General features: G+C 71.4%; 16 protein-coding genes. 7 read left to right on the top strand and 9 right to left on the bottom strand.

The annotated features are described in order from the left end of the window. The first annotated feature begins 30 nt into the window (after positions 1-30). Positions 31-1,554, top strand: coding sequence for a glycerol kinase GlpK (gene glpK, locus ACZ434_RS17795; protein WP_468456729.1), 1,524 nt, complete (start codon positions 31-33; stop codon positions 1,552-1,554). Between the two features lie 50 nt (positions 1,555-1,604). Here the strand turns inward: glpK and ACZ434_RS17800 are convergent, their stop codons facing one another. Further along, positions 1,605-1,793 (bottom strand): hypothetical protein, encoded by a 189-nt coding sequence (locus ACZ434_RS17800; RefSeq protein ID WP_468456731.1) that lies wholly within the window; start codon positions 1,791-1,793, stop codon positions 1,605-1,607. A gap of 157 nt (positions 1,794-1,950) precedes the next feature. Between ACZ434_RS17800 and ACZ434_RS17805 the strand changes: the two genes are divergently transcribed. From ACZ434_RS17805 to ACZ434_RS17815, 3 genes are all read left to right on the top strand, one after another. Then, positions 1,951-3,090 carry a glutathione-independent formaldehyde dehydrogenase gene (locus ACZ434_RS17805; protein ID WP_468456734.1) on the top strand — a complete coding sequence of 380 codons (1,140 nt, stop codon included), beginning with the start codon at positions 1,951-1,953 and terminating at the stop codon, positions 3,088-3,090. Between the two features lie 109 nt (positions 3,091-3,199). Next, positions 3,200-3,619 carry a RidA family protein gene (locus ACZ434_RS17810; RefSeq protein ID WP_468456736.1) on the top strand — a complete coding sequence of 140 codons (420 nt, stop codon included), beginning with the start codon at positions 3,200-3,202 and terminating at the stop codon, positions 3,617-3,619. Further along, a complete protein-coding gene (locus ACZ434_RS17815; protein WP_468456738.1) occupies positions 3,616-4,080 on the top strand; it encodes a GNAT family N-acetyltransferase in 465 nt (154 codons plus the stop codon). The genes ACZ434_RS17810 and ACZ434_RS17815 overlap by 4 nt, the downstream gene beginning before the upstream one ends. A 4-nt stretch (positions 4,081-4,084) precedes the next feature. Here ACZ434_RS17815 and pip read toward each other — a convergent pair whose 3' ends face one another. Both pip and ACZ434_RS17825 read right to left on the bottom strand, forming a co-directional pair. After that, on the bottom strand, positions 4,085-5,065 hold the full coding sequence (pip, locus tag ACZ434_RS17820) for a prolyl aminopeptidase (RefSeq protein WP_468456740.1): 981 nt from the start codon (positions 5,063-5,065) through the stop codon (positions 4,085-4,087). Between the two features lie 32 nt (positions 5,066-5,097). Beyond that, a complete protein-coding gene (locus ACZ434_RS17825) occupies positions 5,098-5,820 on the bottom strand; it encodes a uracil-DNA glycosylase (protein ID WP_468456742.1) in 723 nt (240 codons plus the stop codon). Between the two features lie 112 nt (positions 5,821-5,932). Here ACZ434_RS17825 and ACZ434_RS17830 point away from each other — a divergent pair, with 112 nt between their 5' ends. Next, complete coding sequence (locus ACZ434_RS17830) at positions 5,933-6,598, top strand: RNA-binding S4 domain-containing protein (protein ID WP_468456744.1); 666 nt, start codon at positions 5,933-5,935, stop codon at positions 6,596-6,598. A 108-nt stretch (positions 6,599-6,706) separates the two neighbouring features. Here the strand turns inward: ACZ434_RS17830 and ACZ434_RS17835 are convergent, their stop codons facing one another. Both ACZ434_RS17835 and ACZ434_RS17840 read right to left on the bottom strand, forming a co-directional pair. Then, complete coding sequence (locus ACZ434_RS17835; RefSeq protein ID WP_468456746.1) at positions 6,707-7,162, bottom strand: DoxX family protein; 456 nt, start codon at positions 7,160-7,162, stop codon at positions 6,707-6,709. A gap of 94 nt (positions 7,163-7,256) precedes the next feature. Continuing rightward, entirely contained in the window at positions 7,257-7,943 is a 687-nt protein-coding gene (locus ACZ434_RS17840) for a class I SAM-dependent methyltransferase (RefSeq protein ID WP_468456748.1), read from the bottom strand. A gap of 172 nt (positions 7,944-8,115) precedes the next feature. On the opposite strand from ACZ434_RS17840, the gene ACZ434_RS17845 reads away from it, so the two are divergent. Further along, positions 8,116-8,379 carry a DUF6343 family protein gene (locus ACZ434_RS17845; protein WP_468456750.1) on the top strand — a complete coding sequence of 88 codons (264 nt, stop codon included), beginning with the start codon at positions 8,116-8,118 and terminating at the stop codon, positions 8,377-8,379. 34 nt (positions 8,380-8,413) lie between these two features. Here the strand turns inward: ACZ434_RS17845 and ACZ434_RS17850 are convergent, their stop codons facing one another. The 4 genes from ACZ434_RS17850 to rpsA form a co-directional block, all read right to left on the bottom strand. After that, a complete protein-coding gene (locus ACZ434_RS17850; RefSeq protein WP_468456752.1) occupies positions 8,414-8,794 on the bottom strand; it encodes a tetratricopeptide repeat protein in 381 nt (126 codons plus the stop codon). 50 nt (positions 8,795-8,844) lie between these two features. Next, positions 8,845-9,489, bottom strand: coding sequence for a dephospho-CoA kinase (gene coaE / locus ACZ434_RS17855; protein ID WP_468456754.1), 645 nt, complete (start codon positions 9,487-9,489; stop codon positions 8,845-8,847). Between the two features lie 47 nt (positions 9,490-9,536). Continuing rightward, entirely contained in the window at positions 9,537-10,475 is a 939-nt protein-coding gene (locus ACZ434_RS17860; RefSeq protein ID WP_468456757.1) for a PAC2 family protein, read from the bottom strand. Positions 10,476-10,719: 244 nt separating this feature from the next. After that, positions 10,720-12,213 (bottom strand): 30S ribosomal protein S1, encoded by a 1,494-nt coding sequence (rpsA, locus tag ACZ434_RS17865; protein ID WP_468456759.1) that lies wholly within the window; start codon positions 12,211-12,213, stop codon positions 10,720-10,722. Between the two features lie 365 nt (positions 12,214-12,578). On the opposite strand from rpsA, the gene ACZ434_RS17870 reads away from it, so the two are divergent. Further along, positions 12,579-13,391: a class I SAM-dependent methyltransferase gene (locus tag ACZ434_RS17870; protein WP_468456919.1), complete on the top strand. Its 813-nt coding sequence runs from the start codon at positions 12,579-12,581 to the stop codon at positions 13,389-13,391.

Below are 13,391 nucleotides of genomic sequence, written 5' to 3' on the forward strand. Positions count from 1 at the left end.
TCTGTCGTCACACCAGGAGAGGTGGCAGCGATGCCCGAATTCGTCGGCGCGGTGGACCAGGGGACCACCAGCACACGCTTCATGATCTTCGATCACGCCGGGAACGAGGTGGCCAAGCACCAGCTCGAGCACCAGCAGATCCTGCCCCGCTCCGGCTGGGTCGAGCACGACCCGGTGGAGATCTGGGAACGCACCAACACGGTGATCCAGAACGCCCTGCGGGACGGCGGCCTGACCGCCGACGACCTGCGGGCCATCGGCATCACCAACCAGCGCGAGACGACCGTGGTCTGGGACCCGCGCAGCGGCCGCCCGTACTACAACGCGATCGTCTGGCAGGACACCCGCACCGACCGTATCGCCGCCGCCCTCGAACGCGACGGGCACGGCGACACCATCCGCCACAAGGCCGGTCTGCCGCCGGCCACCTATTTCTCCGGCGGCAAGATCAAGTGGCTGCTGGAGAACGTGGACGGGCTGCGCGAGGCCGCCGAGGCGGGCCACGCCCTGTTCGGCAACACCGACGCCTGGGTGCTGTGGAACCTCACCGGCGGGCCCAACGGCGGTGTGCACGCCACGGACGTGACCAACGCCAGCCGCACCATGCTGATGAACCTCGAGACCCTGGACTGGGACGACGACCTGCTGGGCATCTTCGGCATCCCCCGCGCGATGCTGCCGGCCATCCACGCCTCCTCCGACGCCGAGGCGTACGGCACGGCCCGCACCTCCCGGCCGCTGAGCGCCGCCGTCCCGATCACCGGCGTACTCGGCGACCAGCACGCGGCGACCGTCGGCCAGGTCTGCTTCTCCCCCGGCGAGGCCAAGAACACCTACGGCACCGGCAACTTCCTGGTGCTCAACACGGGCGAGGAGCTGGTGCGGTCCCGCAGCGGGCTGCTGACGACGGTGGCGTACCAGTTCGCGGGCAGCCCCGCGGTCTACGCGCTGGAGGGCTCCATCGCCGTCACCGGCGCGGCCGTGCAGTGGCTGCGCGACCAGCTGAAGATCATCGGAAGCGCCCCGGACAGCGAGCAGCTCGCGCGGACGGTGGAGGACAACGGCGGGATGTACTTCGTACCCGCGTTCTCCGGCCTGTTCGCCCCCTACTGGCGCTCCGACGCCCGCGGCGCCATGGTCGGCCTGGCCCGGTACAACACCGGCGGTCACATCGCGCGGGCCACGCTGGAGGCGATCTGCTACCAGAGCCGTGATGTCGTCGAGGCCATGGAACGGGACTCCGGTGTGCACCTGGACGTGCTCAAGGTCGACGGGGGCGTCACCGCCAACGACCTGTGCATGCAGATCCAGGCCGATGTGCTGGGCGTGCCGGTCAGCCGTCCCGTGGTGGCCGAGACCACCGCGCTGGGTGCCGCGTACGCCGCCGGACTCGCGGTGGGCTTCTGGTCCGACACCGACGAGCTGCGCACCCACTGGCAGGAGTCGAAGCGCTGGAGTCCGCAGTGGAGCGAGGAGCGGCGCCAGGAGGGCTACCAGGACTGGAAGCGGGCGGTGGAGCGCACGCTCGACTGGGTCAGGGTCAGCGACGACTGACGGGTCCGGGCACGGGCCGGACGGGGGACGGGACAGGACGGGCGCCGCGGTCAGCGGTCGGCGATGTCCTCGCGGAGGCCGTCGGAGAACTCCCACCACGACAGCGGCAGCCAGTCGCCGTTCACGAACCCGTCGACCGTCGCGCCGCGACCGCGCACGGTCACGGTGGTGCCCGGCGGGTAGGTGGTGCCGGACAGCCCGGGCACGGGGACGAGCAGGGTTCCCAGCCGCTGCGCCATGTCGGCCCCTCTCCGTTCTCGTCGGACGATACGTATGGGGACATTACCGGCTTGCTCCCCAGGGCAGACCGGAGAATCATGAGATATCGGTCACGCGGAACGACATCGGAAGAGGCGCGGCACCGGACACGTACGCCATTGAGTGGAGGTCGTAGCCATGAAGGCAGTCGTGTACAAGGGACCGTTCGAGGTCGCCGTCGAAGAAGTCGACGATCCCACGATCGAGCATCCGAACGACGTGATCGTCCGGGTCACCTCGACCGCGATCTGCGGTTCCGATCTGCACATGTACGAGGGCCGTACCAACGCCGAGCCCGGCATCACCTTCGGCCACGAGAACATGGGCACGATCGCGGAGGTCGGCTCGGGCGTCACCTCGCTCAAGAAGGGCGACCGTGTGGTCATGCCCTTCAACGTGGCCTGCGGGTTCTGCACCAACTGCGTGGAGGGCTTCACCGGTTACTGTCTGACCGTCAACCCCGGCTTCCCCGGCGGCGCCTACGGCTATGTCGCCATGGGGCCGTGGAAGGGCGGCCAGGCGGAGTACCTGCGGGTCCCCTACGCCGACTTCAACTGCCTGAAACTGCCGGAGGGGAAGGAACACGAGAACGACTTCATCCTGCTCGCCGACATCTTCCCGACCGGCTACCACGGCTGTGAACTGGCGCAGGTCCGCCCCGGCGAGAGCGTCACGGTGTACGGCGCGGGTCCGGTCGGTCTCATGGCCGCCTACTCGGCGCTGCTGCGCGGTGCGAGGAAGGTGTTCGTCGTGGACCGGATCGCCGAGCGGCTGCAGAAGGCCGAGGAGATCGGCGCGGTTCCCGTCGACTTCGCCGAGGGCGACCCGGTCGAGCAGATCCACGCGCAGACCGAGGGCATGGGCACCGACAAGGGCATCGACGCCGTCGGCTACCAGGCGTCGGCGGGTGGCGGGGACACCGACCGCGAGGAACCGGCGACCGTGCTGAACTCGCTGGTCCGTACGGTCCGGGCCACCGGAATGCTCGGCATTCCCGGGCTCTACGTCCCCTCCGACCCCGGCGCCCCCGACGAGCAGTCCAAGCAGGGCATGCTCCTCGTCGCCGTCGGCAAGCTCTTCGAGAAGGGCCTGCGGATGGGCACGGGGCAGTGCAACGTGAAGCGCTACAACCGGCAGCTGCGCGACATGATCATCGAGGGCCGGGCGGCGCCCAGCTTCGTGGTCTCCCACGAACTGCCCCTGGACCAGGCGCCGTCGGCCTACGACAAGTTCGACAAGCGCATCGAGGGCTACACCAAGGTGATCCTGCACCCGTAACGCGCGGCGGCGGCCGGTGAGGCCCCGGCGTTATTCGGATGCGGGGACGGTCCGAGCGGTGGAACGGTGGGCGGCGTCGGCCGCCCACCGTTCCCGTTCAGGAGCCTTCATGATCCACCGCGTCACCGTGCCCTCCCTCTTCCCGCCGCCCGCCTATTCCCACGTCTCCGTCGTCGAGGCGGGCACCCGGCTGGCCTTCCTCGCCGGATCCGTTCCGCTGGACGCGGACGGGAAGCTGGTCGGCGAGGGGGATCCGGTGCGGCAGGCCCGGCAGGTCGTCGCCAACCTCGGGGAACAGCTGGGGGCGGTGGGCAGCGGGCCGGAGCACGTCGTCGCGACCGATGTGTACGTCGTGAGCGCCGAGCCCGCCGTGCTCTCCGCCGTGTGGGACGTCGTCGAGGCGTCCGGGCTGAGCACCGGGCCCCACTCGTCGACCCTGATCGGCGTGGCCTGCCTCGGCTACACCGGGCAGCTCGTCGAGATCACGGCGACGGCGGTGGTACCGGACCCCGGGCCGGCCGCCGCGTGACGGCCGGTGAGCGGGCGGTGGTCCTGCGCCGGGCCGTCGCCTCCGATGCCGGTGCCGCGGCCGGAGTCTGGCTGCGGTCCTTCGCCGCCGCGCTGCCGGACGTGGTCCGGCCCCGGTCCGACGACGAGGTCCGGGACTACTTCCGGCATGTCCTGGTGCCGCTGCGTGAGACGTGGGTAGCGGAGGCGGCGGGCGGGGGTGTCGTCGGTGTGCTGGTACTGGAGGGTGAGGAGCTGGAGCAGCTGTACCTCGACCCCGGGTGGCGCGGGCGCGGCGTCGGCGACCGGTTCGTGGCACTGGCCAAGGAACGCAGCCCCACGGGACTGTCCCTGTGGACCTTCCAGGTCAACGCGCCCGCGCACCGCTTCTACGAACGGCACGGTTTCACGGCCGTGGAGTGGACGGACGGCTCGGGGAACGAGGAGCGCGAGCCGGACGTGCGGTACGAGTGGCGGCCGTGAGGCGTCAGGCGCGGCGGGCGTAGCGGTCCGTCGCGGCCACCAGGGCGGCGTCACCGGCCGCGCCCGCGTCGTGGCCGCCCTCGTCGACGATCACCAGCTCGCTGTCCGGCCAGGCGTGGTGGAGCCGCCAGACGATGCCGAGGAGGTTGCCGAAGTCGAGGCTGCCCTGGACCAGGGTGCCGGGGATGCCCTTCAGCAGGTGGGCGTCGCGCAGGACGACACCCTCGTCGTCGTCCCGCCCCCGGCCTCCGTCTGCGCCCAGGAAGTGGTCGTTGCCCCAGTAGTGGGTGACGGTACGGGCGAAGCCCAGGCGGAACACCGGGTCCCGGAAGCGTTCGACCGAGCCCGGCGGGGCGGGGATCATCGCCGTCTCCCAGTCGGTCCAGGCCAGCGCGGCACGCTCCCTGACCTCCGGGTCGGGCGACTCCAGCAGCCTGTTGTACGCGGCGGCCGGGTTGCCGTCGCGTTCGCCCGCGGGCAGCCCGGCGAGGAAACGCTCATGAGCGTCGGGGAAGACCGTGCCCAGTCCACGGGTCAGCAGGGCCACTTCGGCGTTCGAGCCGGTGGCCACTCCGGTCAGGACGAGTTCGGAGACGACCCCGGGGTGGGTCTGCGCGTACCGCAGCCCCAGGACCGACCCCCACGACACGCCCCACACCAGCCACCGCTCGATGCCCAGGTGGGCGCGCAGCCGCTCCAGGTCCGCCATGAGGTGGGCGGTGGTGTTGACGCTCATGTCGGTCGCGGGATCGCTCGCCGGGGGCTCGGACCGGCCGGCGCCGCGCTGGTCGAGCAGGACGATCCGGTAGGCGGCCGGGTCGAAGTAGCGCCGCAGGTTCGGGCTGGTGCCGGAGCCGGGGCCGCCGTGCAGCACCAGCGCGGGTTTGCCGTCCGGGTTCCCGCTGGTCTCCCAGTGGACACGGTTGCCGTCACCGACGTCGAGCATGCCGTGGTCGTACGGTTCGATCTCGGGGTATCTGCTCATCGGCGCACGGTATCGCCGCCGGCCGGGGCCGCTCATCCCCTTTCCGCGGTGCCCAGTCCCGCCGCCTCGGCCGCCGTGCGCAGGACGTCCCTGAGCATCTCGGGGGTGAGGCGGCCGGTGAAGGTGTTGCGCTGGCTGACGTGGAAGCAGCCGAGGAGGTGGAGGCCGGGGCCGTCGGGGGCGGCGAGCGTGGTGCGGGCGCCGTGCGCGAAGGCGGGCCGGGGCCTCGGTACGGTCCAGCCCGCTTCGGCGAACGCGGGGAGTGCCGCCTGCCAGCCGTACGCACCGAGCACGAGCGCCGCCCGGACCGTCGGCCGCATCAGGTGCAGCTCCTGCACCAGCCAGGGGCGGCACGCGTCCCGCTCGTCGGGGGTGGGCTTGTTGGCGGGCGGGGCGCAGTGCACGGGCGAGGTGATGCGCACCCCGTACAGTTCCAGTCCGTCGTCGGCGTGCGTGGACGTCGGCTGTGAGGCGAGCCCCACGTCGTACAGCGCCTGGTACAGCACGTCGCCGGAGCGGTCCCCGGTGAACATCCGGCCCGTGCGGTTCCCGCCGTGCGCCGCGGGTGCCAGGCCGACGATCAGCAGCCTGGCGTCCGGGGGCCCGAACCCGGGCACCGGCCTGCCCCAGTACGTCCAGTCCGCGAACGCCGCCCGCTTGGTACGGGCCACCTCCTCGCGCCAGTCGACCAGCCGGGGGCAGGCACGGCAGCCGGCGATGCGCCGGTCGAGTCGGGAGAGGCCGCTGGGATCCATGGCTCCACGGTAGAGGCCGGCTGGGGAACGGCGCCGAGGGCCGTTCCGCAGGTGGCGCCGCCCGCGGAAATCTCCGCACGGTCCATCGGACGATCGGGCTAAGGTCGGGGGCATGGTGTCCGAGGGTGCGGAGAACGACAGGGCGGCCGGGGCGGCCACGCATCGCGCGGGTGGCGCGGACGAGGCCGATCCCAAGATCGCCGCTGCGGTGGCGGCCGCCGAGGCGGCCGGTCCGCCGAACGGCGAATCGGTGCGGATCGACAGCTGGATCTGGTCGGTGCGGCTGGTCAAGACGCGGTCCCTCGGTGCCGCGGCCTGCCGGGGCGGACATGTCCGGGTGAACGGCGAGCGGGTGAAGCCCTCGCACTCCGTCCGCATCGGCGACGAGGTGCGGCTGCGGGCCGAGACCCGGGAGCGGATCGTCGTCGTCAAGCGGCTGATCCGCAAGCGGGTGGGCGCGCCCGTGGCGGTCCAGTGCTACATCGACAACTCCCCGCCGCCCCCGCCCCGCGATGCCGTGGCTCCGGCCGGGATCCGCGACCGGGGCACCGGCCGCCCGACCAAGCGCGACCGCCGCGAGATGGAACGCCTGCGGGGACTGGGCGCACCGCTCGGTCTCGGCGAGCCGGATCCGATCGGCGGGCCCGGCATCCCCGACGACCTGGGCTCCGGCGACCGTGGGAGAGCCGGCGACCGGCGTACGGCCGCCGGGCGCCGGGACGCCAAGGGTGCGCGTAGGTCCCGTGGCGGAGGATCGGGCGGATCGACACGCGCGTGAGGCGGGCGCGGCCGGGGCCGGTGGTTCCGGATGCCGCGCCGGCCCGGCGGGCAGACGGGCAGGCGGACGGGCGGGCGTGGGGAAGGGCCGGTGCTTCCCGGCTTGGCCTCACCCCCGGTGGCGCAGGAGTCGCAGCAGGTCCGTGGTGTGGCTCCGGCGGGCCCAGGCGATCAGGACGAGCGGCACCAGGAGGACGATCGGTGTCGCCGCGTTCTCACCGTCGAACACCGTGAGCTGCGTGACGAACGCGCCCACCATCAGCGCGGCCAGTCCCGTCGCCGCCGCCGACTGGAGGACCGGCACCAACAGACCGATCGCTCCCGCCAGTTCGAGCACGCCGATGGCGTACATGCCCGGATCACCCCAGCCCATCTCCTCGAAGGGCGCGACCGCCGAGGAGTGGGCGATCAGCTTGGGCAGCGCGCTCGCGAGCGCGTAGAACAGCGCGAGCAGCACCTGCACTCCGCGCAGGGCGATACGGGCACGCCGTCCGCGCGCGGATCCGGAGGTGGCGGCGGGCGTGGTGGGAGCGGTGGGCGTGGTGGGAGCGGTGGTCTCGGACATGGGGGTCTCTCCTGGGGTGCGGTCCGTGCTGCTGTCACAGGGGTAGACCGTCCCTCGACCGTGAACTCATCGCTCGGCGGGGCGCGTTGTGCAATCAGTCCGCGGTCGTCGGCACCGCCCTCACCCACATCCTGTCCGCCGTCAGATACCGGTCCACCGTCAGACCCTCCTCCCCCAGTGCCTCCTCGAACTGCTGCCTCGTCAGTGGCCGGGCGCGGAACGTCTGGGTCCAGACCGCGTCCGGGAACACATACTCCGCGTGGACCGAGTCGACCCCGTCCCCGACCGGCTCCGCCGACACGATCCGGACGGTGAACCCCGCCGGGTCGACCCGCTCGCGCGGCACATCGGTGTGGTACTCCTCGCCCTCCCGCTGGATCAGCACGCACCCGCCCTTCGCCAGATGCCGCACGCAGGTGCGCAGCATGCCCCGCCGCACCTCGACATCCCCCGCGTGCACCAGGAAGGACGCGAGCAGCACCACGTCGAAGGTCTCTCCGACGTCCAGTCCTTCTATGGAGGCGCATATCGTCCGCGCCCCGCGCACGCGCTCCAGCATCTGCGCCGACTCGTCCACCGCGGTGACGTCGAAGCCCCGCTCCAGCAGCGCGTGGGTCACCCGGCCCACGCCGCTGCCCAGCTCCAGCACCCGCGCCCCGGCCGGCACCGCGGCGGCGATGACGTCCGGCTCGTCCCCGACGGGCAGCCGCGAGTAGAGCTCCACCGCGCAGCCGTCCGGGGTGATCGCCCCCGGTCCCGTCCCCTCGTACCCCTCACGCATTTTCAGCTCCATGTCCGTCCAACGGACCGCCTCCGCACGCCCGTTCCCACCCGCGGCAGGTTCACCCGTCCGAGTGAGGGACGGTCTTCATCCGGCCGGTGAACCGCCCCGCATCGGGTACCTGGAAGGACGAAAAGCGCAGGTCGTGGGGGCGGGAAGGGCGGTGAGGACGATGCGTACGGGCAGTGAACCGGTGACCGCGCGCAGTCCCTTGCGGATGCGGTTCTGGCTCAGCGTGTGGGGCGTGCTCTGGACGGTCGCCGGGACGATGGCGTTCGCGCTCGCGGGACATCCCGGCTGGGCGCTCGCCTGCGGGGCGCTGTGGCTGCTGGTCACGGCCGACCTGATCGTCGTGGTCCGGCACCTCCGCCAGGGACCGCACTACCAGCCGGGGCGCGATGTCCCCCCGTACGACCCTCCGGGGAACCGGCCGTAGCGCGGGCGCGACGTGCGGCCGTGGCGCGCGGTCGTCACTCCTCGAAGCGGGCCGCCTTCAGATACTCCGGGTTCGGGTCCAGGGCGGCCGCCAGCCGGAAGTGGCGCTTGGCCGGGTGCGGGCGGTTCTGCCGCTGATAGGTGCGGGCGAGCGCGAAGTGGGCGAAGGCGTTGTCCGGCTCGCGCTCCAGGACCAGGGAGAATTCCAGCTCGGCGGGGCGCAGTTGCGCCGCCGCGAAGAAGGCACGGGCCCTCAGCAGGCGCGCGGCGGTGTTCTCCGGGTGGACGTCGATCACGCCGTCCAGCAGTTTCACCGCGCCCCGCGGGTCCCGTGAGGCGAGCAGCTGCTCGGCGGCACGGAAGTCGATGACATGCGTCTCCGGCGTACGTCCGGTCGGACCACTGGTCTCGGGCACGGCGGAATCCTTCCCTTGCTGATCAGGTGCAACGCCCCGGCCGGGGCCGTCTATTCCGGCTGCTCCGGGTGCTGCTGCTCCGGGTGCTCCGATCCGGCTGCGTGCGCCCGGCGGACGAGTTCGGACCACACGTCCTTGACGCGCTGTGCCAGTTCGTCGAGCGGGACGTCGTTGTCGATGACGATGTCGGCGATCGCCCGGCGCTGCTCGCGGGTCGCCTGGGCGGCCATCCGCGCGCGGGCGTCCGCCTCGCTCATGCCGCGCCGGCTCACGAGCCGGTCGAGCTGGGTCTCGGGGCTGGCGTCGACCACGATCACCAGGTCGTACAGAGGCGCGAGCCCGTTCTCCGTGAGCAGGGGGACGTCATGGACGACGACGGCGTCCTCCGCGGCGGCCTCCTCCAGTGCGCGGGAGCGGGCGCCCACCAGGGGGTGGACGATGGAGTTGAGGACGGCCAGTTTCCCGGCGTCGGCGAAGACGATCGAGCCGAGCCGGGCCCGGTCCAGACTGCCGTCCGCGGCCAGGATCTCCTCGCCGAAGGCGTCCACGACCGCGGCGAGACCGGGCGTCCCCGGCTCGACGACCTCCCGCGCGATGCGGTCCGCGTCGATCAGCACGGCCCCGCTCTCGACGAGCAGCCGGGACACCTCGCTCTTGCCGGCGCCGATACCGCCGGTCAGGCCCACTGTCAGCATGGCAGCAGCCTAGGACGCGGGCCGGGGCGCGCCCGGGCCGGGGGACCTCAGATGTCGCCTTCGCGTTCCGCCAGGAAGCGCTCGAACTCCCGGCCGATCTCGTCCGCCGACGGGATCTCCACCGGCTCGGCGAGCATGTTGCCCCGGGTCTCCGCGCCGGCGGCGGCGTCGTACTGGTGCTCGAGGCCCTGGACGAGGGCGGTCAGTTCCTCGTCGCCCTCCCGGATCTGGCGGTCGATCTCGGTCTGGGTGCGGTGGGCGTCGGTGCGCAGCGAGTGCGCGACGCCGGGCAGGACCAGTCCGGTGGCGGCCGTGATGGTCTCCAGGGCGGTCAGTGCCGCGTCCGGGTACGGGGAACGGGCGATGTAGTGCGGTACGTGCGCGGCGACGCCCAGGACGTCGTGGCCGGCCTGCATGAGCCGGTACTCGACGAGGGCCTCGGCACTGCCGGGCACCTGCGCCTCGTCGAAGACGGTGCTGGTCACCGGGACGAGGTCGGTCCGGTTGCCGTGCGGGGTGATGCCGACGGGGCGGGTGTGGGGGACGCCCATGGGGATGCCGTGGAAGTTCACGGACAGGCGGACGCCGAGCCGCTCCACGATCTCCCGGACGGCCCCGGCGAAGCGTTCCCACTCGACGTCCGGTTCGGGACCGGACAGCAGCAGGAAGGGCGCTCCGGTGGCGTCCTGGACGAGGCGCACCTCGATGGCGGGCACCTCGTAGTCGCTCCAGCGGTCGCGGGTGAACGTCAGCAGCGGGCGCCGGGCGCGGTAGTCGACGAGCCGGTCGTGGTCGAACCGGGCGACGACCTGGTGGGGCAGGGAGTCGAGCAGCCGGTCGACGATCTGGTCGCCGGTCTCCCCCGCGTCGATGTATCCGTCGAAGTGGTAGAGCATGACAAGCCCGGCCGACTCCTGGGCCAGCGCCATGTCGACGACGCCGAGCCCCTTCGGCTCCCATGCGTACAAACCCTGCGGATCAAGCACAGTGACCGCTCCTCCTCGTGTCCGTACACAACAACGTGGCCCCCGTCACCGGCATTCCCGGGGGCGCGGGGAAGTGCGCGACAAGCCCCCACAAGCCCCCACAGGCCCGCGGCGGGGCTGCGGTCGGCCGCTGCCCCCGTCGAGGGGCAGCACTTCAGGGGCAGCACTTCGGGGGCAGCACTGAGGGGCCGCACCTCGAAAGGTACGGCCCCTCAGTCAACGGCTAGGCGTCAGCGGCGAGCGTTCAGCTCTGGCCGCCCGCCAGCTTCTCGCGCAGAGCGGCGAGCGCCTCGTCCGAGGCGAGCGCGCCGGACTGGTCGCCACCCTCGGAGGAGTACGAACCGCCACCGGACGCGGCCGGAGCGGCGGCCTCGCCACCCTCGGCAGCGGCCTTCTCGTCCGCCTCGCGGGACTTGATGACCTGCGCCTGGTGCTGCTCGAAGCGGCTCTGCGCCTCGGCGTACTGGCGCTCCCACTCCTCGCGCTGCTTCTCGTAGCCCTCGAGCCAGTCGTTGGTCTCGGGGTCGAAGCCCTCGGGGTAGATGTAGTTGCCCTGGTCGTCGTAGGACGCGGCCATGCCGTACAGGGTCGGGTCGAACTCGACCGCCGACGGGTCGGCACCGAAGGACTCGTTGGCCTGCTTCAGCGAGAGGCTGATGCGGCGGCGCTCGAGGTCGATGTCGATGACCTTGACGAAGATCTCGTCGTTGACCTGGACGACCTGCTCCGGGATCTCCACGTGGCGCTCGGCCAGCTCGGAGATGTGGACCAGACCCTCGATGCCCTCGTCCACGCGGACGAACGCACCGAACGGAACCAGCTTCGTGACCTTGCCGGGCACGACCTGGCCGATCTGGTGGGTGCGGGCGAACTGCTGCCACGGGTCTTCCTGGGTCGCCTTCAGCGACAGGGAGACACGCTCGCGGTCCATGTCGACGTCGAGGACCTCGACGGTGACTTCCTGGCCGACCTCGACGACCTCGGACGGGTGGTCGATGTGCTTCCAGGACAGCTCGGAGACGTGAACCAGACCGTCGACGCCACCCAGGTCCACGAAGGCACCGAAGTTGACGATCGAGGAGACGACGCCGGAACGGACCTGACCCTTCTGGAGGGTGGTGAGGAACGTCTGGCGGACCTCGGACTGGGTCTGCTCCAGCCAGGCACGGCGGGACAGGACCACGTTGTTGCGGTTCTTGTCCAGCTCGATGATCTTCGCCTCGAGCTCCTTGCCCACGTAGGGCTGGAGGTCGCGGACACGGCGCATCTCGACCAGGGAGGCCGGGAGGAAGCCGCGGAGGCCGATGTCGAGGATGAGACCACCCTTGACGACCTCGATGACGGTACCGGTGACGATGCCGTCCTCTTCCTTGATCTTCTCGATGGTGCCCCAGGCACGCTCGTACTGGGCGCGCTTCTTCGAGAGGATCAGGCGGCCTTCCTTGTCCTCCTTCTGGAGGACCAGGGCCTCGATCTCGTCACCGACGGCGACGACCTCGTTGGGGTCGACGTCGTGCTTGATCGAGAGCTCGCGGCTCGGAATGACACCTTCGGTCTTGTAACCGATGTCGAGCAGGACCTCGTCCCGGTCGACCTTCACGATGACGCCGTCGACGATGTCGCCGTCGTTGAAGTACTTGATCGTCTCGTCGATCGCTGCGAGGAAGGCTTCCTCGTTACCGATGTCGTTGACCGCAACCTGCGGGGTGGTGGCGGTGGTCTCGGTGCTGCTCGTCATGTGGGAAAGGGCTCCGGTACGGACATTGAAGTCGTAGGTACTGCTACGCCGGAGCCCGTTTCGCTCTGCAGAAGCCGGACAGCCAAGGAAGCGCCCCGCCAGATACTGGCGACGACGCCTCGAGAACCGAGGGGACATACAACAGATGCGAGCGCAGCCTGCTACGTCTGAGGTGCGCAGGCTCGCAGCGCAACTTGTAGCATACGGGGGCAGCCGGGCAGGGTCAATGCGCGAAGCCGCCCACCCGGGGCGGATCGCCGCATAACCGGCACAATTCCCGTCATCCGAGGCCACGCAGGGGCCAGGAACACCCTTCGGCGACACGCCGGGGTCCGGCTGGACGGAAGAGTACGACGAGGGAGCCGATCATCCAAGAGCCCGTAGCGCCCGAACCGGAGGCGACCCGGCGGGAGGCCGGTGTCACGGAGAGCTCACGCGCCAATCGGGGCTGGTGGGACCGGAACGCGGACGAGTACCAGACCGAGCACGGCACGTTCCTCGGCGACGACCGCTTCGTGTGGGGTCCCGAGGGACTGGACGAGGTGGAGGCGGAGCTGCTCGGCCCGCCGGAGGAGCTGAAGGGGCTCGGCGTCCTGGAGCTGGGTGCCGGCGCGGCGCAGTGCTCGCGCTGGCTGGCCGCGCAGGGGGCGCGTCCGGTGGCCCTGGACATCTCGCACCGGCAGTTGCAGCACGCGCTGCGCATCGGCGGGCCGTTCCCGCTGGTGTGCGCCGACGCGGGGGCGCTGCCGTTCGCCGACGGCTCCTTCGACCTGGCCTGCTCGGCGTACGGGGCGCTGCCCTTCGTCGCCGATCCGCGGCTGGTGCTGCGCGAGGTGCGGCGGGTGCTGCGGCCGGGCGGCCGGCTGGTGTTCTCCGTGACGCATCCGATCCGCTGGGCGTTCCCGGACGAGCCTGGCCCGGAGGGGCTGAGCGTGTCGGCGTCGTACTTCGACCGCACACCGTACGTGGAGCAGGGCGAGGACGGCCGCGCGGTGTACGTCGAGCACCACAGGACGATCGGGGACCGGGTGCGTGATGTGGTCGCCTCGGGGTTCCGGCTGGTGGACCTGGTGGAGCCGCCGTGGCCAGCCTGGAACACCTCCGAGTGGGGCGGCTGGTCCCCGCTGCGCGGGAATCTGATCCCGGGGACGGCGATCTTCGTGTGTGTACGGGACTGA

The organism is Streptomyces sp. NPDC030893 (assembly GCF_055571535.1).

What these genes read in the sequence shown, in the direction of transcription:
- pip (WP_468456740.1), bottom strand. Translation starts at nt 5,065, where the DNA reads ATGAGCAGATACCCCGAGATCGAACCGTACGACCACGGCATGCTCGAC.
- ACZ434_RS17830 (WP_468456744.1), top strand. Translation starts at nt 5,933, where the DNA reads ATGGTGTCCGAGGGTGCGGAGAACGACAGGGCGGCCGGGGCGGCCACG.
- ACZ434_RS17845 (WP_468456750.1), top strand. Translation starts at nt 8,116, where the DNA reads ATGCGTACGGGCAGTGAACCGGTGACCGCGCGCAGTCCCTTGCGGATG.
- glpK (WP_468456729.1), top strand. Translation starts at nt 31, where the DNA reads ATGCCCGAATTCGTCGGCGCGGTGGACCAGGGGACCACCAGCACACGC.
- ACZ434_RS17810 (WP_468456736.1), top strand. Translation starts at nt 3,200, where the DNA reads ATGATCCACCGCGTCACCGTGCCCTCCCTCTTCCCGCCGCCCGCCTAT.
- ACZ434_RS17825 (WP_468456742.1), bottom strand. Translation starts at nt 5,820, where the DNA reads ATGGATCCCAGCGGCCTCTCCCGACTCGACCGGCGCATCGCCGGCTGC.
- coaE (WP_468456754.1), bottom strand. Translation starts at nt 9,489, where the DNA reads ATGCTGACAGTGGGCCTGACCGGCGGTATCGGCGCCGGCAAGAGCGAG.
- ACZ434_RS17805 (WP_468456734.1), top strand. Translation starts at nt 1,951, where the DNA reads ATGAAGGCAGTCGTGTACAAGGGACCGTTCGAGGTCGCCGTCGAAGAA.
- rpsA (WP_468456759.1), bottom strand. Translation starts at nt 12,213, where the DNA reads ATGACGAGCAGCACCGAGACCACCGCCACCACCCCGCAGGTTGCGGTC.
- ACZ434_RS17800 (WP_468456731.1), bottom strand. Translation starts at nt 1,793, where the DNA reads ATGGCGCAGCGGCTGGGAACCCTGCTCGTCCCCGTGCCCGGGCTGTCC.
- ACZ434_RS17840 (WP_468456748.1), bottom strand. Translation starts at nt 7,943, where the DNA reads ATGCGTGAGGGGTACGAGGGGACGGGACCGGGGGCGATCACCCCGGAC.
- ACZ434_RS17835 (WP_468456746.1), bottom strand. Translation starts at nt 7,162, where the DNA reads ATGTCCGAGACCACCGCTCCCACCACGCCCACCGCTCCCACCACGCCC.